Genomic DNA, 23,977 nt, shown 5'->3' on the forward strand with positions numbered 1-23,977 from the left:
ACATGATGAGAAAAATACGATTAGTGGCGGCGCTGTCCTGTAGTTTGCTGGCCGCCTGTCAGGCACCGGTGTCGTCGCTGTCCGACGCGGATTTACGCCAGTCGGCGGAGCGCGGCAACGGTGAAGCGCAGTATCGGCTGGCGAAGCAACTCGCTTCCCGCTCGCATTACGTTGAAGCGATGCAGTGGATGCAAAAAGCCGCCGCCTTGACGGATGTCTCCGCTGCCAGCAAAGACACCCGCGCCGCAGCGGCATTACAGGTGGGTGACTGGTATCAGGCCGGATTGGGTGAGCCGAAAAATACGCCGCTGGCGCGTCAGTGGTGGCAGAAAGCCTCGCGGCTGGGGAGTGGCGAGGCGGGTTACCGGCTGGGTACCGATTGTCAGGCACAGCATCAGGGTAAACTGGTTGCCGCCTGTCTGGATGCCTTTGAACGTGCGGCGGATAACCAGTATGCCCCGGCACAACTGGTGGTCGCACAGTGGTATACGGCGCATCCCGGTGCGGAAAAAGAAGCGACCGGATGGATAGAGAAGGCGGCGGATTTGGGCGATCGGGACGCGCAGTACCAGCTTGCCCAGCGCTATGAACAAGGCAAAGGTGTCGCGAAGCGTACCGATCTGGCCGAGCGCTGGTATTTCCGGGCGGCAGATCGGGGGCAACCGCAGGCCCAGTTGTGGATGGCAAAACATGCCGAGGGGAAAGACGCGCTCGACTGGTACCAGAAAGCAGCGGCTAACGGCGAAGCCGATGCACAGTTGTGGCTGGCACAGGCTTACCGTGACGGCAATAAAGGGCTGGTGAAGAACGACAAACAGGCGCACTACTGGCTGGATCGCGCCTCTGGCAAGGGCAATGGAGAGGCGGATTACACGCTGAGTCAGATGCAATCAGACGCCACCAAACGGGAATACTATCTGGTGCTGGCGTCGGCGGCGGGGTATGTCCCGGCGTCGCGAGAGCTGGGCAACGGGTTGCTTAAACGCGGTGAACTGGAGCGGGCTCGTGAGGTATTTGCCAACGCGGCGGCGACCGGTGATACCGAGTCGCGGCTGGCTTATGGTGAGATATTGCGACTGGGTCAGGGCGGTAAAGCGGATTATGTGGAAGCGATGAAGCAATATCGCTTCGCGGCGCATGACGGCAACCGCATGGCACAGTATCGTATGGGCATGATGCGCCAGGATGGGCTGGGTGCGTCACGTAATCGTATCCACGCCTACGCGTGGTATTCGCTGGCGGCGACCGAAGGCATGGCGGAGGCGCTCGCTGCCCGTAATGACCTGGAAGCGACCATGCAGCCAGATGAGATTAAGGCTGCCCAGAAACTGGCGATGCACTGGTCGGCGGGTAAGGAAACGGATGCACAGTGATTCACTGGATAAAACTACCGAGAGTAAAACAAAAGGAAAGCGTATGGAACGGAACAGATATCTCGCTCTGTTGCTGGGTATGGCAGCGTTATCAGTTCAGGCGGAAGTGAAGTCACCCTATCAGGTTGAACAGGGTAAGGTGGTGTATCGGGCATCGACCTATGCGGACCCGCAGGTATTGAAGGACGCCAAACCGAGCGACTTTCGAGTTCTGCTCAAGGAAGAACGCATGGTGTTGGCGGTTTCCGGCAAGCACTACTACTGCAACCAGCAATCTCTACCGGAGGGTTTTAAGCCGGATAGCGCCAGACTGCTTGGTGACCGGTTTTTGAACACCAATGTCGGCACCTATGTCAGTTGCGAGCGTATGAAACAGGACATTGACGTCGACAGTTTTCAGGCGCTGGATTTTCCGTTTTTCCGCGATCGTAATCATATCTGGCTACCGGACGGCGAAATCCTTAACGGGGTGGATGTGGCCAGTTTTCGCACGTTGGCCATGAATCAGGCATTCGACAAGCAGAACTACTATTTTGTGGAGAATGAAACCAGCGTTGTTCCCTATCAAAAGTCGGCACCGATCGCGGGCAACTGTTTTGGCTGGGCTACCATTGACGGTAAACAGTACTACCGTGGCGAACTGCAAACTGACGCTGATGCCGCCAGTTTCCGTTGCCTGTCGTTCAACGCTGCGCTGGACAAAAACGGTTTCTATATCTTCGGACGGTTGTATCAGGGGCTTCCGGCCGGGGTGAAAGTGGCGGAGATTCGTATGCTGCCGAATAATGAAAAATTGGCGACCGACGGTGAGCATGTTTGGTTTTTGGACGTCGAGCCGATGCAACTGTCTGGACTAAACCCGCGTGAAGTGAATATTAAGCCGGATATCGATGGTTATACGATTACTGATGGAAAGACCCGTTGGCAGTGCGATTCCGTCAAGGTTAACAATCTTCCGCAGTGTCAAAAAAAGAATAGTGTGACGTCTAGGTCATGAGAGACGTCATCATCCGCTCATTGATGATTGAGCGGATGATGGCGATGTTACCCGGCGGTCTGCTTGCGGATCATGGCGATGTAGATGTCCCGCAACTGCTGTGCCAGTGGGCCGGGGCGACCGTCCCCGATGGTCACGCCGTCTATCTCCACCACCGGCCAGACAAAGGTGGTGGCGGAACTGATAAACGCTTCTTTGGCGGCCCGTGCTTCCTGCGGGCTAAACGCCCGTTCTTCTACCGTCAAACCTTGCTCAGCGGCAAGTTGCAGTAACGCCTTACGGGTGATGCCGTGCAGGATGTCGTTACTCAGCGGTCGGGTGATCAGGTGGTTGTGAGTATCGACGATATAGCAGTTACTGGAGCTGCCTTCGGTCACCATGCCGTTTTCCACCAGCCAGGCGTCATCGGCACCCTTTGCGTGCGCCCACTCTTTCGCCATGCAAGCCATCAGTAGGCTGACGGTTTTGATGTCGCGCCGGTGCCAGCGCAGGTCCGGGCAGGTGATGACGCGAATACCTTTTTCCGCACACGGGTGATGAATCACCGGGCGTGACTGGGTAAACAACACCAGTGTCGGCGCAGCATCAGTGGGAAATGCGAAATCACGATCACCGGTACTGCCCCGCGTGAGTTGCAGGTAGATACCGCCTTCTTCCAGCCGGTTTTGTTCGATAAGCTGCAGATGAATCTCCCGCAGCGCGGCCTGGCTGACGGGCAGATGCAGGTTCAGCTCACGACAGGAGCGTTCCAGTCGCGCCATGTGGCCGTCGAATTCCGCCAACCGACCGTTAACCACCGCTGTGACCTCATACACCGCATCAGCAAACAGAAAACCACGATCGAACATCGAAACCGTCGCGTGTTCCTCAGGCAGATAGTGCCCGTTAACATAAACAGTACGTGACATTACACCGCTCCCGTTAAGCAAGGGCGAGGGTGGCCCCACAGCCCTTCTTCAGATAAATACAGTTGGCTGCCGCGCCATTCCAGCCCGCCGACCCGGTCTTCTGCCAGCAGCAACGGCCCGTCAAGATCGACAATATGCGCACCCTGCGCCACCAGCGAAGCGGGTGCCATCGACAGCGACGTACTGACCATGCATCCCACCATGATTTTCAGACCCTGCGCTTGTGCCGCCTGACGCAGCAACAGCGCTTCGGTCAATCCACCGGTTTTATCCAGCTTGATGTTGACCATATCGTAGCGTGTCGCCAGCCCCGGTAGCGTCCGGCGGTCATGGCAGGATTCGTCGGCACACAGTGCAATAGGGCGTGGCAGCGTAGCCAACACTTCATCGTCGTGGGCGGGCAGTGGCTGTTCAATCAAGCTCACCCCAAGACGTTGTAGTTCGGGTACCAGTTTCAAATACAGATCGGCGGTCCAGCCTTCATTCGCATCGACGATGATCTGTGCCTGCGGTGCCCACTGGCGTACCGCCGCGACGCGCTCGATATCGTGTTCATCCGCCAGTTTCAGTTTCAGCAGTGGGCGGTGTGCGTGACGTTTTGCGGCCTGCGCCATCCGTTCCGGGGCATCCAACGACAAGGTGAAGGCACTGACAACAGGCTCCGGGCGCGGTAACCCGGCCAGTTGCCAGACCGGTATTGCCTGTCGCTGGCTGTCGAGATCCCACAATGCGCAGTCCAGCGCGTTACGTGCCGCACCCGGCGGCAGCAGTGTCTGCAACGTTTGTCGGTCAAGCCCTTGCCGAACCTTGTCTTGTAGCGCGGTAAGCTGTGCTGCCACACCACTGACATTTTCATCGTACCGGGCGTAAGGGACGCTTTCGCCGTGCCCTTCAAGATGCCCGTCACGGACTGTGACTTTGATGACATCAGCGTGGGTTTTACTGCCCCGTGAAACGGTGAAGGTTTCTTTCAACGCCCACCGCTCATGAGCGACGATTAACTCTGCCATCGTGCGGTCCTTACAGTTGGTCGACGATGCGGCCCACGCCCTGACGGAAGGGGTCAACCACCGGCAATCCCAGTTGTTGTTCCAGTTTCGCCATATAAGCCAGCGCGTCCGCTTCGCTTAACTGCGCACTGTTGATAGAAACCCCAACGAAGCGGGCGTGTGGGTTGGTCAACCGCGCCATCGCCAGATTGAGGTCAATACAGGCTTGCAGGTCCGGCAGCGGATAGTCCACCCCTCGCATATGGGTACGGGTTGGTTCGTGGCACAGCACCAGCGCATCGGGCTGCGCACCATGGATAATCCCGGTGGTAACCCCGGCGAAAGAGGGATGAAATAGCGATCCCTGACCTTCGATAATATCCCAGTGATCAGCATCGTTATCGGGGGCGAGGGTTTCCACCGCACCGGCGATGAAGTCAGACACCACAGCGTCAATACTCACACCCGCGCCGGAAATCAGAATGCCGGTCTGGCCGGTGGCACGAAAGGTGGCATGAGCGCCGCGAGCCAGCAGCGCCTGTTCAATGGCCAGCGCGGTGTACATTTTTCCGCAGGAGCAGTCGGTGCCGACGGGTAACAAGCGTTTGCCACTGCGTTTACGGCCACTGGCTACCGGGAAATGCTGGGTCGGATGGCGCACATCAAACAGTGAGCGCCCGAGCCGGGTGGCCAGTTCGCTGAGTTCCGCTACATCCGCCAGTTTATTGTGCAGACCGGCCGCCAGGTCCATGCCGTACTCCAGCGCCTGACGCAGTATGGCTACCCAGGCATCAGAAATGATACCGCCGCGGTTTGCTACGCCGATCACCAGCGTGCGCGCGCCTGCTGCCCATGCCTCGTCGAGTGTCATATCAGGCAGGCCGCAATCTGCCTGACATCCTGACATGCGATACTGACCGACGCAGTATTCCGGATGCCATTGCTTAATACCTATCGCCACTTTAGCGGCCAGCTGGTCATGGGCATCACCCAGAAACAATAAATACGGTTTTTTGATCGTCATCGCCAACTCCATCATGAGAATAAAAACAAAAGGAACCAACGCAATGCGCTGTATTCATCAACTCAAATTATTTTTGGTGTGGATAATTAAAACCATAAAAAATAATGAGCACTCGCGTCTTTTATTTAAAAGAATAAGAAGGCGGCATAGGATCCATGTGCTGTTGTTTGATGTTATCAAACAGTCTTATATTGTCAATGATGGCTAAAAATAAGAATTATATTCTGGATTGTTGGTTTTTTATTTGGTCTTTGTGGCTTCATTTCTTTTTTATGTAATGTAAAAATCTGCCCGGTGTTAAAAATGAAATGTTTGACAGGTTTTTATAAAACGAGATGTCGTGAGCATTTAATTTGATTATTTCAGTGCGTTGATTGCATTATTTTAGTGCCGCTGCACATTATCAGAAAAAAACATCTGTCCTTTTTCTTGAAATGTTAAAATAATCTAAAACAGCTATCATTGTTGGGTTAATAAAAGGCACGGATAGCGTGCAGGTGTGAGTGCTGACGATGATATCGGGTGAATGGACTGCACCGAGATGGTTCAGCACTGCATCGCGGACAGAAAATAAATCCTGATGCAGGATGACGAGAGCTGATGTGATGGCCGCCTTGTGTTTCCGCCTCTGAAAGGGTGGTGGTGCAAGCGGTGACACTAACGGGACGCCACCTGAAGTATCGGCTAGCATGACGAGTTGAAGTATGGCGAGTATAGAAAGTACGACGGGTATAGATAAGTTGTTGCCCCATTGAGAACGCCTATGTCAAATAATAATCATTTCCAGTTCTGTGTTCTGCGTTTCCTTCGCACATTGCCTTTTCGCGCTTCTCCCGGCATGGCTACCGTGGTGTTTCTGGTGGTCTGTAGCCTGATTTTTGTTACCAGCAGCGCCTGGAATTTCTGGAACTCGCATCACCGTCTGTTGATGCATGCAGAGAAAACGGTCGCCAATTTATCCGTGGCGATGTCTCGTCAGGCGCAGGATACCTTTGTCCCCATTGAAGTGGCTATGGATGACATGCTGCGGGAATTATCACAAACCGGCATGCTGGATTCCTCGCGCGTTAAAAGCGTGCTCGACGCTCACCGTTCGGTATTGCCACAATTAGTCGGGTTCTACCTCTTTGACCAAAATGGGACACTGATTTCATCTTCCGGTAAAGGGCCGCTGTATATCTATAATGCCAGCCGACGGGCGTATTTTTCCTGGCTAAAGAATAATGACACTGCGTCGTTGTACATTGATAAGGTGACCACCAGTGCGCTGACTGGCAAACGTATTATTCCGGTGGCGAAACGAATCAATGGGCCGAACGGTGAATTCAAGGGCGTTTTAATTGCCTCTATCGATCATAATTACTTTGGTAATTTCTACAGTTATTTCATTTTGGATTATAACGGCGTGCTGTCATTGATGAATGCTGATGGGCATGCCATCTACCTCTACCCTAACCGGGAACAATACATTAACAGTAACTTCTCTGACGGTGGTCTGTTTGAAAAATCCCGGCTGGAGCAGGGTAGCGGCACGGGTATCTGGCGCACCACGTTGGATAACAAGGTGCGTATTGTCGGCTATGTCAAGCTGGAGCGTTATCCGCTGGTGGTGGCGGCAAGCTTTGAGCGGGAGGCATTGCAGGCGCGCTGGCTGAAGGAGAATGTACCGGCGATAGTGATTAATCTCATGGTGTTACTCACTATGCTTTTCCTGGGGAACTTTGTGCTCAGGCAGGTTCGGCAGACAGTAAAAAACAAGGATGCAATTAGTCGTCTGCATCAGGAGGAAACTGACAAGAATAAGATATTGCAAAAACTGGCCCTGATCGACCCACTCACCAAGCTGGCTAACCGTCGGCGTTTCGATCTCTACCTGGAGCAATCGTTGAACCGTGCTCGTGATGAAGGTGGGCCGTTGTCATTGATTATGCTGGATGTGGATTTCTTCAAGCGTTACAACGATACCTATGGCCATGTTTTAGGCGATCGTTGCCTGAACCAACTGGGCAGCGTATTGAACAGCCTGCCATTGCCGGACAACGCCCTGGCGGCCCGCTATGGCGGTGAGGAGTTCGCGATTATTTTGCCTGGGATGAATGGTGAACAGGCTGCGGTATACGGTGAGAAAGTGGTGGAGAATATACGCCGCTGCGCACTGCCGCATGAGGCGTCGCTACTGCCTGAACAGGTGGTGACGGTAAGCGTAGGCGTCTATTCACATTCCAACGATAACCCCTGCGATATTCAGCGCCTGAAAGAGGGGGCTGATCAGGCGTTATATCTGGCGAAGAAAAAAGGCCGCGACCAGTGTGTAAGACTATAATGCCGGTGAGTTATTGCCAGATATGAGTATCGTTATTTTTATATAACAATATGATTGATAGGTAATTTATCTGCTATTGGCTGGTCGCGACACGGAATTGTCTCTGACCCGTATCACTGACCGCATTGAAATATTTGATTAGAAAAAATTGAGTTATCCCCTCCTTCCCTTTCTGTGTTAATAAGAACTATTATCATTCTTTGTCTGATTCGCATCACTTGCGTGTGGCTGCCGGTATGTGCAGGCTGCCTTAAGGAGTATCCGTCCATGTTTGTGCCGTTACTGATCATGTTCCGTGAAGGTCTTGAGGCCGCACTGATCGTCAGCCTGATTACCAGCTACCTGAAGCGTACCCAGCGCGAACAGTGGCTGGGAGCCGTCTGGGCGGGGGTGGTACTGGCGCTGGCGTTATGTCTGGCACTCGGGGTCTTTATCAACGCTACTACTGGTGAGTTTCCGCAAAAACAGCAGGAGCTGTTTGAAGGGATCGTGGCGGTGGTCGCGGTGGTCATCCTCACTTACATGGTGTTTTGGATGCGCAAAGTCTCTCGCTCGGTGCGCGTTCATCTGGAGGGCGCTATCGATCAGGCACTCAATGCCAGCAAGCGTCAAGGGTGGGCGCTGGTGGCGATGGTGTTCTTCGCCGTCGCGCGCGAAGGCCTGGAGTCGGTGTTCTTCTTGCTGGCCGCTTTCCAGCAGGATGTCGGTATTTACGCGCCGATCGGCGCGGTGCTTGGGCTTGTGTGCGCCATTGCCGTCGGCGTGATGATCTACTGGGGCGGGGTGAAACTGCATCTGGCCCGCTTCTTCAAATGGAGCAGCCTGTTCATTTTGTTTGTTGCCGCCGGTCTGGCTGCCGGGGCGATCCGCGCCTTTCACGAAGCCGGGTTGTGGAATCAATTCCAGCAGATTGCGTTTGATTTCAGCGCCACGCTGTCGACCCACACCCTGTTTGGCACCCTGTTAGAAGGCCTGTTCGGTTATCAGGAAACACCGACGGTCAGTGAAGTGGTGGTCTATTTCCTGTACCTGATCCCGGCGCTGGTGTGCTTTTTCCTGCCCCAGCGCATGGCGCCGAATGCGATGGCAACGGCACGTAAACATCATCAATGACGATTGTAATTTCAAGAAACTATCACCATAAACAATGAATGCAAAAAGGGATACGTCTATGTCTACACCTGTTTTTCGTCGTACGGCGCTGTGCGCCGCTCTGCTGGTTATGCCTGCGTTTGGTGTGCTGGCTGCGGATATTGCGCAGGTTAAGATAACCGTCAATGACAAGCAGTGCGAGCCGATGCAGGTGACGGTCGCCGCAGGTAAAACACAGTTTGTCGTCACCAACGCCAGCCAAAAAAACCTGGAGTGGGAAATCCTCAAAGGGGTGATGGTGGTGGAAGAACGTGAGAACATCGCGCCGGGCTTTACCCAAAAGATGACCGCGAATCTGGAGCCAGGTGAGTATGACATGACCTGCGGGCTGCTCAGCAACCCGAAAGGTAAGCTGGTGGTTACCGCCAGCGCCGAGGCGGCTACGGCCAAAACCAACGTACTGGACCTGGTCGGGCCTATCGCCGAATACAAGGTGTATGTGACCAAAGAAGTGGACGCGTTGGTTCAGCAGACCAAACTGTTCACGGCCGCCATCAAGGCCGGTAAGCTGGATGAGGCGCGCAAACTGTATGCACCAACCCGTCAGCACTACGAGCGTATTGAGCCGATTGCCGAGCTGTTCTCCGATCTGGATGGGAGTATTGACGCCCGCGAAGACGACTACGAGAAGAAAGCTGACGACCCGAAATTCACCGGTTTCCACCGCCTGGAGAAAGCGCTGTTCGCTGATCACTCCACCAAAGGGATGGAGCATTACGCCGACCAACTCAACGCCGATACCCAGGAATTGCAAAAACGTATCGCCAGCCTGACCTTCCCGCCGAATAAAGTGGTAGGTGGTGCCGCAGGCCTGATTGAAGAAGTGGCGGCAACCAAGATCAGCGGTGAGGAAGATCGTTATAGTCGTACCGACTTGTGGGACTTCCAGGCCAACGTTGATGGCGCGCAGAAGATTGTTAACCTGCTGCGTCCGTTGCTGGAGAAGGCCAATCCGACGTTACTTGGCAAAGTTGACGCCAATTTCAAAACCGTTGATCGCGTACTGGCGAAATACAAAACCAAAGACGGGTTTAAGTCTTACGAGAAGCTGAGTGATGCCGATCGCACCGCGTTGAAAGGGCCTGTCACGACGCTAGCGGAAGATTTGGCACAGTTGCGCGGCGTGCTTGGGCTGGATTGAGGCGAGAAATCATGAGTCATACCACGGGCCCGCAAGGCGGGCCGAAGTCTTCTCATCCCTCCGCGTGTCCGGCTCATCCTGACCTGGCTTCACCGTCACGCCGCCGCTTATTGCAAGGGCTGGGGATGATGGGGGGGGCGCTGGCGCTCGGTGCGGATACGCTGGCGCAGGCGGAAGATAAACCGCAGGCAATGCAGGATGATCGCTGGGAAAAGCAGCCGTTTCTGGGTGAACATCAGGCGGGTGTCGTCACGCCACAACAGGCGGCGATGATGCTGGTAGCGTTTGATGTACTGGCGACCCACAAAGCCGATTTGGTTCGGTTGTTTCGGTTGCTGACCCAGCGTATTGCGTTTTTGACGCAAGGGGGCAAAGTGCCGGATGTCGACCCGCGCTTGCCACCGCTGGATTCCGGCATCATGGGGCCCGATATCTACCCGGATAACCTCACCATCACCGTGTCGGTCGGTGGGTCACTGTTTGACGAGCGTTTTGGTTTGCAGGCACTCAAGCCGCTGAAGCTGCAACGCATGACCCGTTTTCCCAACGATTCGCTGGACGCCAGCCTGTGTCATGGTGATCTGTTGTTGCAAATCTGTGCCAACACCAACGAAACGGTGCTGCACGCGCTGCGTGACATCATCAAACAAACGCCGGACCTGCTCAGCGTGCGTTGGAAGCGCGAAGGATTTATCTCCGCACATGCCGCGCGCAGCAAAGGCAACGAAACGCCGGTTAACCTGCTGGGTTTCAAAGACGGTACTGCCAACCCCAACACCGGGGATGACGCCTTGATGAACCAGATTGTGTGGGTCGATGCGGCATCTGGCGAGCCGGCATGGGCGACAGGCGGCAGCTATCAGGCAGCGCGTATCATCCGTTTTCATGTTGAATTCTGGGACCGTACGCCGTTGCAGGAGCAGCAAACCATTTTCGGGCGCGACAAGCACAGCGGTGCGCCGCTGGGTATGGTGAATGAACATGATGAGCCGGATTACAGCCGTGACCCGGAGGGGAAAGTGATCCCGCTGGATGCGCACATTCGTCTGGCTAACCCGCGCACGCCGGAGACCCGCGCCAACCTGATGTTGCGCCGTGGCTACAGCTACTCGCTGGGGGTATCCAATTCCGGCCAGCTGGATATGGGGCTGTTATTCGTGTGCTATCAGGCTGATTTGGAAAAAGGTTTCCTGACCGTGCAAAAACGGCTTAATGGTGAGCCGCTGGAGGAATACATCAAACCGATCGGCGGTGGCTATTTCTTCGTGTTGCCGGGGATAAAAAGCACGGATGACTGGCTGGCGAGCGGCTTACTGAGCGCATAGCTGATCTTTACCATATAAGCCTCGTCCTGCGAGTCGTTTCTGGCGCTGATCCTGGTTTATTTGAGTAAATGTCAGGGAATCGTTGTGTTGCAGAGGCTATATAAATAAATGGTGTAGGAGCTTGCGCGTGTTATTCATCTCTCAGACTGGCAGATGCTAGGTTGTGTTTCCATACATAGTGTCAGGACGTGATCATCGATATGCTGGTAGTAACAGCGGATAGTTTTTCCTTGCGGGTTTCCTGGACTAAGAGATTGAGTCAGTGTGAACTGAAGATACTGTTGTGCATGCTGCCATTTTGTCAGTTGTGCACATGAAAAGTCGAAAATACGCTGTACGTCAGCGAATAATGCTTTAAAAAGACTTTCTTTAGCGGAGAACAGTACGGTTATTGCCAGTGTTTCGTTGGGCGTCGCTTTTTGTATCAGATGCAGTTCCTGTGGTGTGGCTATCAGTGAGCGGACACTTTCCAGGGTGCTTGTTGTCATGCGGGCTTCTATATCTATTCCTATACTATGTAACGCTTGTCGATGGGCTACGGCAGCAAAAGCGATTTGTCTGCTGTGGCTGATAGAGCCTACGATATTATCTGGCCAGACGGGATGGCGGTGGGGAGAAATGGGTAGTGAATCTGTTATTGTTAATCCCGCCAGTCTTAGGGCTTCACGTGCACAAGCCCGGCCAGACAAAAATTCTACCCTGCGCTTCAAAACGGCACGAGCAAGTGATGTGGGTAGTGTTAATCCACTATTGAGTAGCCTCATTTGAGCCGCATCACTCACTTCTATTGGCTGGCGAGCGAAATAAATATGTTGCCGCAGTGATTGCGGCAACATGGTAAAAATGGATGTCATTGTGCTTTAGCTGTATTTACTGGCGGGACTATGCCCTGAGGGTAGATTTTGACCATGACTCGTTGGCCAAGTTTGATCTTTGGCGCATCCAGCGATAGTACGCACTCAATGACTCGCGTATCCTGCTTCGCCGTTGGGTCGCTGGCATTTTGTACGCTGGGGCCAAACACTTCACTTAGTCGCAGCACTTTGGCCTGATATGTTTTCTGCTCGTTATTTTCCAAAATAACTTCAGCGAGTTGACCAGGGTGGACTTTGTCAACAAAGATATCTTCTATCTCTGCGCGTACAATGCGTGGCGCGTCGGGAGCTAGGGTGAACAGCCTGGTCACGTTGAGCGTCGAAGAACCTTCACCAGGTTTAGCATATCGTCTTACGATCTTACCGTTTTCCGGCGCCAAAACCTTGAACTTTTCTACTTCCAGTTGAGCAGAAGCCACTTTAGCTTTGGCTGTTTCCAGTGTTGCTTTTTTAGAGGCCAGTTCTTCGCGGGCAAGGGCTGTTTGATCTTTCAGATTTTGCTTTGACTGGTCAGAAATGACCTGAGTGCTAAGTGGCAAAACCCTGCGATACTCGCGTTCAGCAATATCCAGTTTGGTTTTACTGGTAGATACGTCTTGGGTGGCTTCATCCTGAGAGGCAATTGCCTGTTCGAGTGATAATCTGGCCTCATTGTCATCGATTTGTGCTAGTAACTGTCCTTTTTTAACTTCGTCGCCTTCCTCTGCCAAAATTTGCTTGATGATCCCCGCTCTTGGCGCGTCAATACTAACCATGCCCCCTTCAATACTGATGTAACCCTTAGCAACAGCAATCCAAGGCGCTGATTGCGTAGCCGGGGGAGGGGAATTTTCGGCGTCGCAGGCGCTAAGTGCGAGAACCATAACGAGACTGGCCAGGTGAATAACTTTCATGTCAGTGAAACTCCGTGAAATAAAGAGCCGGAATCATGGGTGATACGACCATCTTCTATGGTAATAACACGGTCAGCGTGCTCGATCAGACGATTGTCATGTGATACAGCGACTACAGTAGAGCCTTGCTCATGGGCGATGTGGCGTAGTGTGTCGATAACAATTTGGCCGTTATGCTTGTCGAGTGCACTTGTGGGTTCATCGGCAAACAGGAACTGACCATGTTTGACCAATGCTCGTGCAATTGCTACACGTTGTTTTTCCCCACCCGACAACTCGGCAGGGTAAAGTGTTTTACGATTTTCTAGCCCTACTGCATCCAGCGTAGCGGATGCACGCTCTTTGGCTTCCTGTTGTGAAAGGTTTTCACCATAGGTGAGTGGCAACATGACATTTTGTAGTGCATTCAGAGCACCGAATAGGTTAAAACCTTGAAAGACAAATCCACAATGATGCAACCTGAATTTTTCCAAGTCACGATCGGGGTATTGAGTAATATCTTGCCCATTGATGATCACTTGCCCCGATTGAGGGCGCAATAATCCTGACAAAATGGCAAGCAGGGTACTTTTGCCTGAGCCAGAAGGACCAATGATTAATGTTAACTCACCGGCAGCGATTTGAAGATCGACCTCTTTTACCACCGGCTGGACAATCTTTCCGGTAGTGAAACTGTGGCTGACTTGTTTGGCATTGATGGTGATTTTTACGTTCATCTGGCTATCTCAACGTAACAGAGTGAAAGGTTCCGCACGATTCAACGCCCGTAATGCCATCAACCCAGACAGTAGCGTGATGGTCATCACCAGAGCGTAAAGTAAGAACAGCGCAGACAATGGCAATGTAAAAGAGACGTACATTGCTCGAGCGCCTGCTGATAATGCCAGCATAATTAGTGTGGTTAACAACAACCCAGCCACGCCAATCCAGAATGATTGTTCCAGTACCACTTTTCGAAGGGCTCGGGTAGGGACCCCCATCGCACGTAAAGTTGCGTACTCACGTAATGCAGCAACAATAGCTGCCATTAATGTTTGACTGGTGATAACGATACCGACGATGAATCCCAATGTGGAGGAAAATAGGAAACCACTGCCTGAACCGGATTCGAAGATCCAATAACCCACAGATTGTTCAGAAAACTCCTGAGCAGTCCAGACTTGAAAACGGCGGTTTGCTCCTGTGGGCTGTAATTCGTCACGAACCCGCTCAGCCTCTTCTGGGTGACGTATCTTAACCAGGAAATAATCGAGATTGTTTCTCAATAGTGCTGGATCAAGGGTGCGTGCGGTGTATAGGGAGGTGATGATATTAACTCCACCCATTGAGCGCATACCGCTCACGGTCCCGGCTATGTGGACCCGTTTACCATTTAGCTCCGTGTAATCACCGACTTTTACACCCAGTTTGCTTAGATCACTAATATCCACCAACAAGTTACCAGGTATCTGCAGTAGTTGCTTTTTCTCAGGTGACAGCAACTTTGCGAAGGTCATAGCATTTGGCTTGAGGTCGATACCAATGATTACCGCTGAAACACGCCCCCCAATGGGGCGCCGCCAGTCGCCAAGTGTCCATGATAAACGCTCGACTTCTGTGACTTCAGGATTCATCAACAATGAGTTTTCAACATTTTCTGAAATAGGGCGGGGGAGGTCGATACTCTGGGTATCGGGGAAGCCGACCCAGAGGTCCGCAGAAGAACGATCAATATATACGCTGACTGCCCCAAACATACCGAGTAATAACCCTAATTGCACGACAACCAGTAGGCCTGAAAAAGCAACAGCCAGTACCGCAGGAAGAAAGCGGCGCCACTCATGGATGAGAATCGATCGTGCAAGAGAAAGCATCACAGAATCCTTTCTGTTGTAGGTAAAATTACGAAATAACAATATGTATTAAGAGGCTGTGTGTACATACAGTAAATGAGTACGTTAGCTTCCTTAAAACCAGGTAATACAACTAAAATACCAAATTTGGGGGTATGGAAAAAATTAGTCAACCAAATTTCGCATTTTGCTTTTTATATATGCCAAATTTTCTTACCTCAGACAACGGGAAAGTTATCTTCGTTCATGATTCATTTAATTTCAATAATTCCTTTGCTCTAGAACGAAGACGTCTTCAGTTATTCAAGATAGTAAACAACATTACTATTATTTTCTTCATTATTTGCGAGTGAGTCATCAATGCTTATAGGGAGTTAAAGTCAGGAGAATCAATGGTTAATTATCGTTCTATTGGTTTCAATATTATCGTTTGTAAATTGCGAACATACCATTTTAGATGATAATTCTAATTTGTATTATAAGGCAGCATTATAAACTTATTTTTTATTTGTTGTTGATATTTTATTCTTTTTTGCTGGTCTGTTTATGCGTAATCACATGATTTTTATTATTTTTATTTTTCAGCCACTTTTTTATAGGTGGTTTGAAAATGATTTTTTGCTCCTGTATACAGTAAGCGATGGATTTAATTGCTTTGATTGAAAAAGATAAGTCATTACGATTAAGATTAAGTTTTGTTAAATAATTCGTGTTGAATTAATTAACTTAACATGGTCTTATCGTCTACTATAACTACTATCTAGTTGTTTATTTTTGATGGATTTTCTCAGCTTTTTATACCGCACGGAGATGAGGGAATTACTGAGGAGTTAGTTTTCATGGATGGTATGGTTCAGCAAGAGTACAGAGGCTTTCGCTTATCTGTCAGGGTTCTTATTCACGTAGCTATCGAACTAGTTATATTCTTTTGCATATTCTTCCTGGTTGGTTCAGGGGATGGGAAAAGTACATATTTTATTGTATTTTCTGTTTTTTTTCCACTTGTCGCTATCTTTTCTATCAGTGTTGAGCTGATGCTTGATGCACTTGGTCGTGTCTCCCTTGGAGCCTCATCAGAACTTTGTTCTGAAGCAGTGCTTTATTCAAAGTCATCATACTCGACAACGCAACGTCCGGCTCAATTATGGAGTAAATTGGCCTTAGGGACTGGGTTGTTATCCCTTATTGTAACTATAGTCACATATGTTATTAGTGGTTTTTCAATGTTTATTTATAAAGAAATACCATTAATGGCAATGGGAAGCCTTTTCCTTGGCGTTACCCTGTCAGTTTTGATGATGTATCTTTATTGTCTTCCTGCACTGCTTCAGTGGTATCAACGCACTGTTTTTTCTGAAAAAAATAATGCTGGCAAGACATTTAGTGATGAGCACTTAGTAATGAATTATTTCATTCCTTGGGTAATTGTTACTATGTTAGCTGTTGGGTTTATTTCTTGGGGGTACTATCACCAACAAGTTGATCTGGATGTGGAAAGTGTTGCATTTGGATGTGGTGGAACCGCCTGGATAATATCGTTATGGATTACTCATGTTACACAGAAACAAGCAGTAATCGATGTTCGTGCTGGCTTGTTACACTTTGATGATGATGATGAATTAGATGAGTGGTCTTTGTACTTCATCCTTCATGCATTCAGTGCTGCTGTGGTTTCAGCTATATTCATCATCGTGAAATATTTACCATTCAATATACTTAACGAATTCTCAGTAGTGGTGTTAGATATCTTTGTTGCCATGATTTCTGCCATTGTTGGTGTAATTATGGGCGTGCTCCGGGGAAGGACGATTGTATTATCAAAGAAGTGAAATAGGATTATGAATTTTCCTACGCCTATCCTGGTTATAATACCAAGGAGTAAGTTTAACAGTTATTAACAATAAAGCGGGTCATAGTGAGGTACATGGCTTCATGTTACCCAGGGATGGCTTTGCCTTTTGTGAGAGGGAATATATGTTAGGGAAGGATATATTGCACCTGAATAGCGGGGCAAGTGACATTGCAATTGTCGGAATGGCGAGCCATTTCCCCGATGCGGCAAGTCTGCATGATTTCTGGCGTAACATTAATGATAAAAAAGACTCTATTACTGATGTTGATACTTTGCCAGGAGATGAATATTGGTACAAAGAAGATTTTTATGATGCCAGCCCCTCCAGTCCAGATAAAACTTATGGCTATAAGGCCGGTTTTATCAAACCTATTGACTTTGATCCTGTCGAGTTCAAGATTCCACCTGCGATAGTGGATTCAATCAGTACGGCACAATTGTTTGCTTTGTATGTGGCTAAACAGGCGATGGTTGATGCTGGGCTAGCTAGTGAAAACAATACGGTTGATCGTGATCGTATAGGCGTTATTCTAGGGGGAAGTGGCAATGGCAACACTTCTTTTTCTCTAGCAGCACGACAGCAGGCACCTTATCTTCGCCGCATCATGATTAAATCTGGTTTATCTGCCTCTGTTGCGGATGACGTAATTAATCGTGCTCACGATCTTTACCTTGAATGGAATGAAGACAGTTTCCCTGGGTTTCTCGGTAATGTAGCTTGTGGTCGTATTGCTAGTTACTTTGATCTGGGCGGCACTTCGTACATGGTAGATGCTGCTTGTGCCAGTAGCCTTGCGGCAATTAAAGCGGCAGTAGGTGAGTTGCAGTCTGGTAGCTGTGATGCGGTATTGACGGGTGGAGTCAATCTGGAGAATTCCGCGTTTTCATTCTTGTGTTTCAGTAAAACGCCTGCACTGTCCAAAAGTAATCTGTCACGACCATTCGATCATCAGTCAGACGGTATCATGTTGGGTGATGGCGTTGGAATGTTGGTGTTAAAACGCCTGGAAGATGCTGAATTACATGGTGACCGTATTTATGCAGTGTTGAAAGCACTGGAGGCCTCCAGCGATGGTCGAGCGAAGAGTATTTTCGCGCCACGTTATGAAGGGCAAGTAAAAGCTATTCGTCGTACTTATCAGCGAGCGGGTATTACTCCGTCAGATTTGCAGTTGATAGAAGCACACGGTACAGGGACTGCATCCGGTGATAATACTGAACTGAAGAGTCTTGCTGCGGTATTTGAAGACATGCCCGTTCCACCTAAATCTATAGCGCTCGGCAGCGTTAAATCGCAAATAGGCCACACCCGCTGTGCTGCTGGCGCGGCTTCAATGATTAAAGTAGCAATGGCATTATCACATAAAGTGTTGCCCCCAACGATTAACGTTGAACAACCATGTGATACTGTTGCTGATAAGAATTCCCCCCTTTACGCTAATACTGAATCTCGCCCGTGGGTGCGTCCTGCCAACAATACACCACGTAGAGCTGCATTAAGTGCCTTTGGGTTCGGTGGTACGAATTTCCATGCTGTCCTGGAAGAGTATGAGCGTGAGCCGCAAGGGCGTTACCGCCTTAATGATTTGCCTGCCACGTTGTTGTTCCAGGCTGAAACACCGGATGCCTTGCTAACTGTTTGTAAGGCAGCAGTTGAGCACCTTAAGCAAACTACGCCTGAGATTGCCCTACGCGAACATTTGCGGGATCAGGATCTCGAATCACTGAAAGCTGAACAGGCTCGTTTGTTATTTGTGGTGGAAGAGCCACAGGATATGGTGGTGTTCCTCGACAATGCAATTAAACAACTCACTCGTCAGCGTGAACAAGGCTGGGAGCATCCTGCTGGAATTTATTATCAGCCCCGCGCTAAGGAATGGGATGGTGCCGTCGTCGCTATGTTCCCAGGCCAGGGTTCACAGTATGTCAATATGGGGCGTGGTGTTGCAGTAGATTTTCCAGAAATACGTCAGACGCTGGAAACCCTGGACACACTGGTACAAGAAGATGATTTGCCGACTATTTCTTCTGTAATTTACCCTGCACCGGTATTCAATGATATTGAGCGTCAGAAGCAGCAGCAGCACCTGACAGAAACTGCCAATGCGCAGCCAGCTATTGGGGCTATCAGTGCTGGTTATTATAACTTGCTGAAAAATATTGGATTTAAAGCTGATTTCTTCTGTGGGCACAGTTATGGTGAAGTGACAGCACTCTGGGCTGCGGGTGGGTTGTCGGAGGCCGATTTTTACCGGGTATCTTTAGCTCGTGGTCAGGCTGCAGCTTCCGCTAGTGCGCAGTGCAATGGTGATTCAGGAGCCATGCTGGCGGCTTCACTCAGTAGTGTTGAGGAACGTGAAGCAATCCTGACGGCTTACACCGATATCGTGATTGCCAATGATAATTCGACCTCTCAGGTCGTTTTTGGTGGATCTAGTGAACAAATCCGGCAGTTACACCAACAATTGGAAGAGAAAAAAGTCCATTGTCGTTTGTTACCCGTATCTGCTGCATTTCATACTCGCTATATTGCATCTGCAGCTAAGCCCTTCCGTAAAAAACTCGCTGCAGTGAGTTTTCAGGTTCCACAAGGGAGTTTGTATTCTACAGCGCTGGCACAGCCGTACCCTTCTACGCCAGATCAGATTGCTGCGACTTTGGGTGATCAGTTGATCCAGCCGGTATTGTTCCGTCAGACCATCGAAACTATCTATCAACAAGGCGGACGACTGTTCATTGAGATTGGTCCAAAGGGAGTTCTGGGCAAGCTGGTGGCTGACATTCTTAAGGATCGTCCACACTGTGTTGTTTCATTGAATACCAGTGATAAAGGTGAAGAGCGTGTCCAGTTATCTCGGGCAATTGCAAGGCTGGTCGCCGAAGGGGTGCCATTGACCGCATTTGACCGTTATGCCCGTCCAGCACCGCTGCCGACAGGAAAACGTAGTGCTGTTAGTGTACGACTGAATGGCGGCTTTTTCTTGTCTGCGAAAAATCGTACCCGTCGCCTTAATGCGTTGCGAGATGGTGATACAAAAACCGTCGAACAGTTTGTGGCCGAAAATGCCAACACATTAATGGATACGACTATTAAATCTCAGGATGTATCCACGCAAAAACAAGCTAGCCCACCGAGTAACTTGCGGCAGGTTAGTGACGAGCCGACTAACTCATCGTTGAAGCAATCTCCTATGGCATCGGCAGGGTTCGTCAGCACGTCAGTAGAGTCGGAGAAACAGCCGACGAGTAGTTCTGTATCAACCCCTAAGGCCCCGGCCTCAAGGATGCAGGAAAAAGGAAAATTAGCTTTACCCACCTCAGAGAGAGATACTGTAATGGAAAACAAGGCTCCCTTGACGTATAGCCACGACAGCAGCAGTCTTAATGGCTTGCTGACTGCGCAACAGGTGATGAGTCAACTACATCAGCAATTCCAGTCAAACCAGAAAGAGTATATCTCTTTGCTGGAGTCGTTGCTGAATAAACAATTTACCCTACTGGATAAATACCCGGACCACCAGAATTTGCCTCATATGCTGGGTAGTCTGAGTCAGAGTGTTCAGCTTTTAAACAAGAACTTGGAATTGTACCACGCTAACCACGAACGTTATTTTGCTACTCAGCAGGATTTGTTTGAGGTAGAGGCGAACCATAGTTCGGCTCCGTCAGTTCAGCGTACGCCGTTATCGGGTAACGTTGCGCTATCGATTGCTGCGCCAATTGCCAGTGCGCCAGTTGCGTTTACTGCTCCTGTGGCCGCGCCAATACAAGCAACACCGGTACAGTCAGCACCGGTACAGTCAGCACCAGTACAGTCAGCACCAGTACAGTCAGCACCAGTACAACCTACGCCTGTAGCACAGGCAACACAGACATCTGCCATGTCTGCACCTGTCGCGCCAGTAGCACCGTTGACTTCTACCTCACCCACACTGCCTTCGATCCCGGAACCCGCAGTTGCAGAGCGTGTTGTACCAGTTGTGGTGTCTGAGCCTGCTGTCACTGCTACCACCACGCCTGCACCGTCTGTCACATTAAGTGAAGAAGAAAAAGTGCAGATTGCTCGTTTCGAAGCAATAAAAATTGAAGAAATTACAGCGAAGTTGATCGCTATCGTCAGTGATCGCACTGGTTATCCACAGGACATGATCGACGGCGAGATGGATCTTGAAGCGGATCTTGGCATTGACTCTATCAAACGTCTGGAAATCTTCGGTGCAATGTTTGATGCCTTCTCTGCTGATGCTGGTATCTATCATGATGCATCTAAGAATAAAGACATGGAAACGCTGGATATTGAATCACTCAGCAACATCAATAAGATGTCTACGTTCTTTATGGATATGATTGCGGAAATCATCGCAGATATCCGCAGTGGTGGTGTTAATGCAGCAGATGAAGAGGCTGAGTCTGCGCGTGAGTTTTTCGTGGAAGACAACCAGCGTGAGTCACAGGCTACGGTACGTGATACTGGGTCTGAAGCGACATTGCGCGCATTGGGTTTTGTGACTACCACTGAGGACCATGCTGTAAAAAAGCCGTTAGCTGAACCCCAGGTTAATCAAGAGCCTGTGGTTCAGCATGCATCCACTCAGATTGTCATGTCTGGTGACAATACAGCGATTGCTAGCGGCACAACAACCATTGATAACATAGCTATTGCCGACCCCCAGGGGGTCGGCCGTTATGAAGTAATTCGTCAATCGCTACCTCTGCCAGATCGTCTGGCGCAAGCGTTTGAGGAAGCACGTACCTGGCTGATTATCGATGAGGAAGGACAAGCACCAACTGCGCTACTCACTCAATTGGAACAGCGGGGGCAACGGGCCATCTGGATGACGATTTCTCCCACTGCGTCCAAAAGCAAGCGGCGTAAAAAAACCAGTGCGGCACGGGTGCTGGTTCAGCCGAATGAGGTGGCGATTGATGAGACTATTACTGAACTGGAAATAGAGCATGGCACTATCAATGGTGTTATTTACCTTCAATCGGTGCGTCCGGTAGTGAAACGTGTGCAGGATCTGTTTCGGGAGCAGGATTATCAGTCAGTAGAAACGTTGTTCATGTTGGCGCGTCGCCTGCAACCTTCGCTGAATAGCAATGAGCACGGTTATTTGATGGTTGTTGCACGTGGTGATGGTGAGTTAGGTACATCACAACGTCAGATGCTACCTGTTGTGGCGGCCGGGGTAACTGGGCTAACCAAGTCACTTAATATCGAGTGGAAGTCAGTGTTTTGCCGCACAGTGGATATTATTGCTGCACTGAGTGATGAGGCTGTGGCTCGCATTATCATGGAAGAGTTGCAGGACAGTAATCAGGCGCTCGGTGAAGTGGGTAGAGGTACAGACGGCGAACGTATGACATTGGCAGTACGACCAGCAGATGGCGTATTGACTGCGGGAGCGAATGCCGTAACTGCACAGGATGTGTTTGTGGTCACAGGAGGTGCGCGAGGCATTACTGCCGGATGCGTACGGGCACTGGCGCAATATGCACCTGCAACTTTTATCTTACTAGGACGAACTGATATTGAAGCACCACTGCCTGAGTGGGCGTTGGGTGCAGATACGCCACAGGCCAGAAAGGCAGCGGCTATCGCCAGTTTACAGCAGCAGAATGTACAGCCGACACCCGTTAAGATTACTGCCATGCTGAGTAGCCTGGAACACAATGATGAAGTGCGTCAGACATTAGCTGAGATCGAGAGATATGGTGCAACAGCAGTTTATCGCCAGTGCGATATTACCAATGCAGAGCAGATGATCTCTATCATTCAGGAAATTACTCGTCGGTATGGTGCTGTTACTGGCATTATCCATGGTGCTGGCAATCTGGCAGACAAACGCATAGAGAAGAAAACACTGAAGGATCTGCGTTCTGTGTTCGATGTTAAAGTGCGTGGGTTGGAGAATCTTCTGCAGGCTGTTGATATTAAGAAATTGCGTCAAGTGATGCTATTTTCCTCAGTGTCAGGGTTTTTCGGCAATGCTGGACAAACAGATTATGCGTTGGCAAACGATATTCTTAACAAGTTTAGCTGGTTGCCGCTAAATGGTGAATCTCGCCCTGTTATACGATCGATTAACTGGGGGCCGTGGGATGGAGGAATGGTTAATGAGACCCTCAAACGGGCATATGATGCACAAAACATGGTTATTATTCCCGTTGAGGCTGGTTACCAGCGCTTCCTGAATGAGTACCGTGATGGGGTAACTACGCAGGTTATTATTGGTGGCCCCAGCTACCGGGCGGTACAGCCAGTTAAGGCCTTGAGTAATGGGGAAGCGGTGTATCGTCATGTACTGGAACAGCGTAATCCGTTCTTGTCACATCATGTTGTCAACGATAAACCGGTATTACCTGCGACAGCAGCAATTGCCTGGATGGCACAAACTGCGACTGAGCGTTTTCCTGGTTATCGAGTGGTCAAAGTCGCAGCATTTGCAGTGTTGAAAGGGATTGTGTTTGATGGTAGCCAATCTGAAAACTGGCAGGTGTGCTGGAAACCAGCTGATAATTATCAGACTGGAAGTGAGGCCCTAGTATTGACGATGGTTGTCCTGAATGACAAAGGTGAAAAGCACTATCAGGCGACATTAACGTTGATGACCAAGGCTCCAGAAGCTATATACAAGCCGATTACAGAAGACCTGAGCAAGCGTGTTGTGGTGGAGCAACCTCTGTATGGTGACATGCGTCAAGGCAGTCTATTGTTCCACGGTGACGCGTTCCGCGGTGTACGTGAGTTGGTTCATATTGATGAGAGAGGACTAACGCTAGCCTGCCGGTTGTCAGGTAGTGACTCTGCTATATCAGGGCAGTTTAATCCGGGCTCGTTTGATTTCTTTGTGCATGATGTTGGTCTGCAACTACCACTAATATGGCTGATGTTGCGTTCAGACAAAGCGGGGTTACCGTCGGCTATCGGACAGATTGATACGATTATGCCGATACCAATTAATACGCCGTTCTTCGTTTCAATGCATATTGTCAAACACACATTATCATCGTTGGTTACTGATATTGTGTTGCATGACGAATGTGGAAATTGCTATAGCCAGTTGCATCAGGTTGAGTTTACTGTTTCATCAGCATTAAGGAAGTTATTCTGTCAGCCTCGGACTGAAACTGTTATTACGGATAAATAACTATTTAATGAGATAAGGCCAATTATTTTCCAGCCATATATGCTATAAGAAGGCGGTTTCGTTGCAGTTACACAGTAATATGAAATTACTTGCAATATGAGACTAGCTGGCAAGCATCGTATGGTTGGGAATCCCTGGCTGA

16 protein-coding genes are annotated in these 23,977 nt (G+C 50.1%); 8 read left to right on the plus strand and 8 right to left on the minus strand.

Annotated features, from left to right (window positions below):
* Positions 1–2: 2 nt before the first annotated feature.
* Together FAZ14_RS09640 and FAZ14_RS09645 are read left to right on the plus strand one after the other, a co-directional pair.
* The gene (locus FAZ14_RS09640; protein ID WP_153508455.1) at positions 3–1,373 is read left to right on the plus strand and encodes a tetratricopeptide repeat protein; all 1,371 of its coding nucleotides are present in this window, start codon (positions 3–5) and stop codon (positions 1,371–1,373) included.
* A gap of 43 nt (positions 1,374–1,416) precedes the next feature.
* Positions 1,417–2,370 carry a DKNYY domain-containing protein gene (locus FAZ14_RS09645; RefSeq protein WP_153508456.1) on the plus strand — a complete coding sequence of 318 codons (954 nt, stop codon included), beginning with the start codon at positions 1,417–1,419 and terminating at the stop codon, positions 2,368–2,370.
* 47 nt (positions 2,371–2,417) lie between these two features.
* Here FAZ14_RS09645 and FAZ14_RS09650 read toward each other — a convergent pair whose 3' ends face one another.
* From FAZ14_RS09650 to FAZ14_RS09665, 4 genes are all read right to left on the minus strand, one after another.
* Positions 2,418–3,278 (minus strand): D-amino-acid transaminase, encoded by an 861-nt coding sequence (locus FAZ14_RS09650; protein ID WP_038926024.1) that lies wholly within the window; start codon positions 3,276–3,278, stop codon positions 2,418–2,420.
* Positions 3,278–4,288: an N-acetyl-D-Glu racemase DgcA gene (gene dgcA / locus FAZ14_RS09655; protein WP_153508457.1), complete on the minus strand. Its 1,011-nt coding sequence runs from the start codon at positions 4,286–4,288 to the stop codon at positions 3,278–3,280. The genes FAZ14_RS09650 and dgcA overlap by 1 nt, the downstream gene beginning before the upstream one ends.
* Positions 4,289–4,298: 10 nt before the next feature.
* Entirely contained in the window at positions 4,299–5,291 is a 993-nt protein-coding gene (gene dgcN, locus FAZ14_RS09660; RefSeq protein WP_019846544.1) for an N-acetyltransferase DgcN, read from the minus strand.
* Positions 5,292–5,694: 403 nt separating this feature from the next.
* Positions 5,695–5,949, minus strand: coding sequence for a hypothetical protein (locus tag FAZ14_RS09665; RefSeq protein ID WP_152446764.1), 255 nt, complete (start codon positions 5,947–5,949; stop codon positions 5,695–5,697).
* A 105-nt stretch (positions 5,950–6,054) separates the two neighbouring features.
* Between FAZ14_RS09665 and FAZ14_RS09670 the strand changes: the two genes are divergently transcribed.
* The 4 genes from FAZ14_RS09670 (at position 6,055) to efeB (ending at position 11,232) form a co-directional block, all read left to right on the plus strand.
* Positions 6,055–7,614: a sensor domain-containing diguanylate cyclase gene (locus tag FAZ14_RS09670; RefSeq protein WP_016943524.1), complete on the plus strand. Its 1,560-nt coding sequence runs from the start codon at positions 6,055–6,057 to the stop codon at positions 7,612–7,614.
* Between the two features lie 267 nt (positions 7,615–7,881).
* A complete protein-coding gene (efeU, locus tag FAZ14_RS09675) occupies positions 7,882–8,727 on the plus strand; it encodes an iron uptake transporter permease EfeU (protein WP_153508458.1) in 846 nt (281 codons plus the stop codon).
* A gap of 58 nt (positions 8,728–8,785) precedes the next feature.
* Entirely contained in the window at positions 8,786–9,907 is a 1,122-nt protein-coding gene (gene efeO, locus FAZ14_RS09680; protein WP_153508459.1) for an iron uptake system protein EfeO, read from the plus strand.
* A gap of 11 nt (positions 9,908–9,918) precedes the next feature.
* Positions 9,919–11,232, plus strand: coding sequence for an iron uptake transporter deferrochelatase/peroxidase subunit (efeB, locus tag FAZ14_RS09685; RefSeq protein ID WP_016943527.1), 1,314 nt, complete (start codon positions 9,919–9,921; stop codon positions 11,230–11,232).
* 134 nt (positions 11,233–11,366) lie between these two features.
* Here the strand turns inward: efeB and FAZ14_RS09690 are convergent, their stop codons facing one another.
* Genes FAZ14_RS09690 through FAZ14_RS09705 form a run of 4 tightly spaced genes read right to left on the minus strand, consistent with a single transcriptional unit; the run spans position 11,367 to position 14,853 of the window.
* Positions 11,367–12,086, minus strand: coding sequence for a 4'-phosphopantetheinyl transferase family protein (locus tag FAZ14_RS09690; RefSeq protein WP_080578355.1), 720 nt, complete (start codon positions 12,084–12,086; stop codon positions 11,367–11,369).
* Positions 12,083–13,000: an efflux RND transporter periplasmic adaptor subunit gene (locus tag FAZ14_RS09695; RefSeq protein ID WP_016943528.1), complete on the minus strand. Its 918-nt coding sequence runs from the start codon at positions 12,998–13,000 to the stop codon at positions 12,083–12,085. The genes FAZ14_RS09690 and FAZ14_RS09695 overlap by 4 nt, the downstream gene beginning before the upstream one ends.
* A complete protein-coding gene (locus tag FAZ14_RS09700) occupies positions 12,997–13,716 on the minus strand; it encodes an ABC transporter ATP-binding protein (RefSeq protein WP_016943529.1) in 720 nt (239 codons plus the stop codon). Before FAZ14_RS09700 ends, FAZ14_RS09695 begins: the two co-directional genes overlap by 4 nt.
* 9 nt (positions 13,717–13,725) lie before the next feature.
* On the minus strand, positions 13,726–14,853 hold the full coding sequence (locus FAZ14_RS09705; protein ID WP_016943530.1) for an FtsX-like permease family protein: 1,128 nt from the start codon (positions 14,851–14,853) through the stop codon (positions 13,726–13,728).
* Between the two features lie 818 nt (positions 14,854–15,671).
* On the opposite strand from FAZ14_RS09705, the gene FAZ14_RS09710 reads away from it, so the two are divergent.
* Positions 15,672–16,661, plus strand: a complete 990-nt coding sequence (locus FAZ14_RS09710) for a hypothetical protein (protein ID WP_016943531.1) — start codon at positions 15,672–15,674, stop codon at positions 16,659–16,661.
* Positions 16,662–16,764: 103 nt separating this feature from the next.
* Positions 16,765–23,835 (plus strand): type I polyketide synthase, encoded by a 7,071-nt coding sequence (locus tag FAZ14_RS20375; RefSeq protein ID WP_268906959.1) that lies wholly within the window; start codon positions 16,765–16,767, stop codon positions 23,833–23,835.
* The last annotated feature ends 142 nt before the right edge of the window (positions 23,836–23,977 follow it).

It is taken from the genome of Dickeya oryzae (assembly GCF_009372235.1).
Classification (GTDB): Bacteria; Pseudomonadota; Gammaproteobacteria; order Enterobacterales; family Enterobacteriaceae; genus Dickeya; species Dickeya oryzae.

Coding starts and splice junctions, on each gene's coding strand:
- dgcN (WP_019846544.1), bottom strand. CDS start 5,291: ATGACGATCAAAAAACCGTATTTATTGTTTCTGGGTGATGCCCATGAC.
- FAZ14_RS09650 (WP_038926024.1), bottom strand. CDS start 3,278: ATGTCACGTACTGTTTATGTTAACGGGCACTATCTGCCTGAGGAACAC.
- efeU (WP_153508458.1), top strand. CDS start 7,882: ATGTTTGTGCCGTTACTGATCATGTTCCGTGAAGGTCTTGAGGCCGCA.
- FAZ14_RS09705 (WP_016943530.1), bottom strand. CDS start 14,853: ATGCTTTCTCTTGCACGATCGATTCTCATCCATGAGTGGCGCCGCTTT.
- FAZ14_RS09710 (WP_016943531.1), top strand. CDS start 15,672: ATGGATGGTATGGTTCAGCAAGAGTACAGAGGCTTTCGCTTATCTGTC.
- FAZ14_RS09695 (WP_016943528.1), bottom strand. CDS start 13,000: ATGAAAGTTATTCACCTGGCCAGTCTCGTTATGGTTCTCGCACTTAGC.
- FAZ14_RS09640 (WP_153508455.1), top strand. CDS start 3: ATGATGAGAAAAATACGATTAGTGGCGGCGCTGTCCTGTAGTTTGCTG.
- FAZ14_RS09670 (WP_016943524.1), top strand. CDS start 6,055: ATGTCAAATAATAATCATTTCCAGTTCTGTGTTCTGCGTTTCCTTCGC.
- FAZ14_RS09645 (WP_153508456.1), top strand. CDS start 1,417: ATGGAACGGAACAGATATCTCGCTCTGTTGCTGGGTATGGCAGCGTTA.
- FAZ14_RS09690 (WP_080578355.1), bottom strand. CDS start 12,086: ATGACATCCATTTTTACCATGTTGCCGCAATCACTGCGGCAACATATT.
- efeO (WP_153508459.1), top strand. CDS start 8,786: ATGTCTACACCTGTTTTTCGTCGTACGGCGCTGTGCGCCGCTCTGCTG.
- FAZ14_RS20375 (WP_268906959.1), top strand. CDS start 16,765: ATGTTACCCAGGGATGGCTTTGCCTTTTGTGAGAGGGAATATATGTTA.
- efeB (WP_016943527.1), top strand. CDS start 9,919: ATGAGTCATACCACGGGCCCGCAAGGCGGGCCGAAGTCTTCTCATCCC.
- dgcA (WP_153508457.1), bottom strand. CDS start 4,288: ATGGCAGAGTTAATCGTCGCTCATGAGCGGTGGGCGTTGAAAGAAACC.
- FAZ14_RS09700 (WP_016943529.1), bottom strand. CDS start 13,716: ATGAACGTAAAAATCACCATCAATGCCAAACAAGTCAGCCACAGTTTC.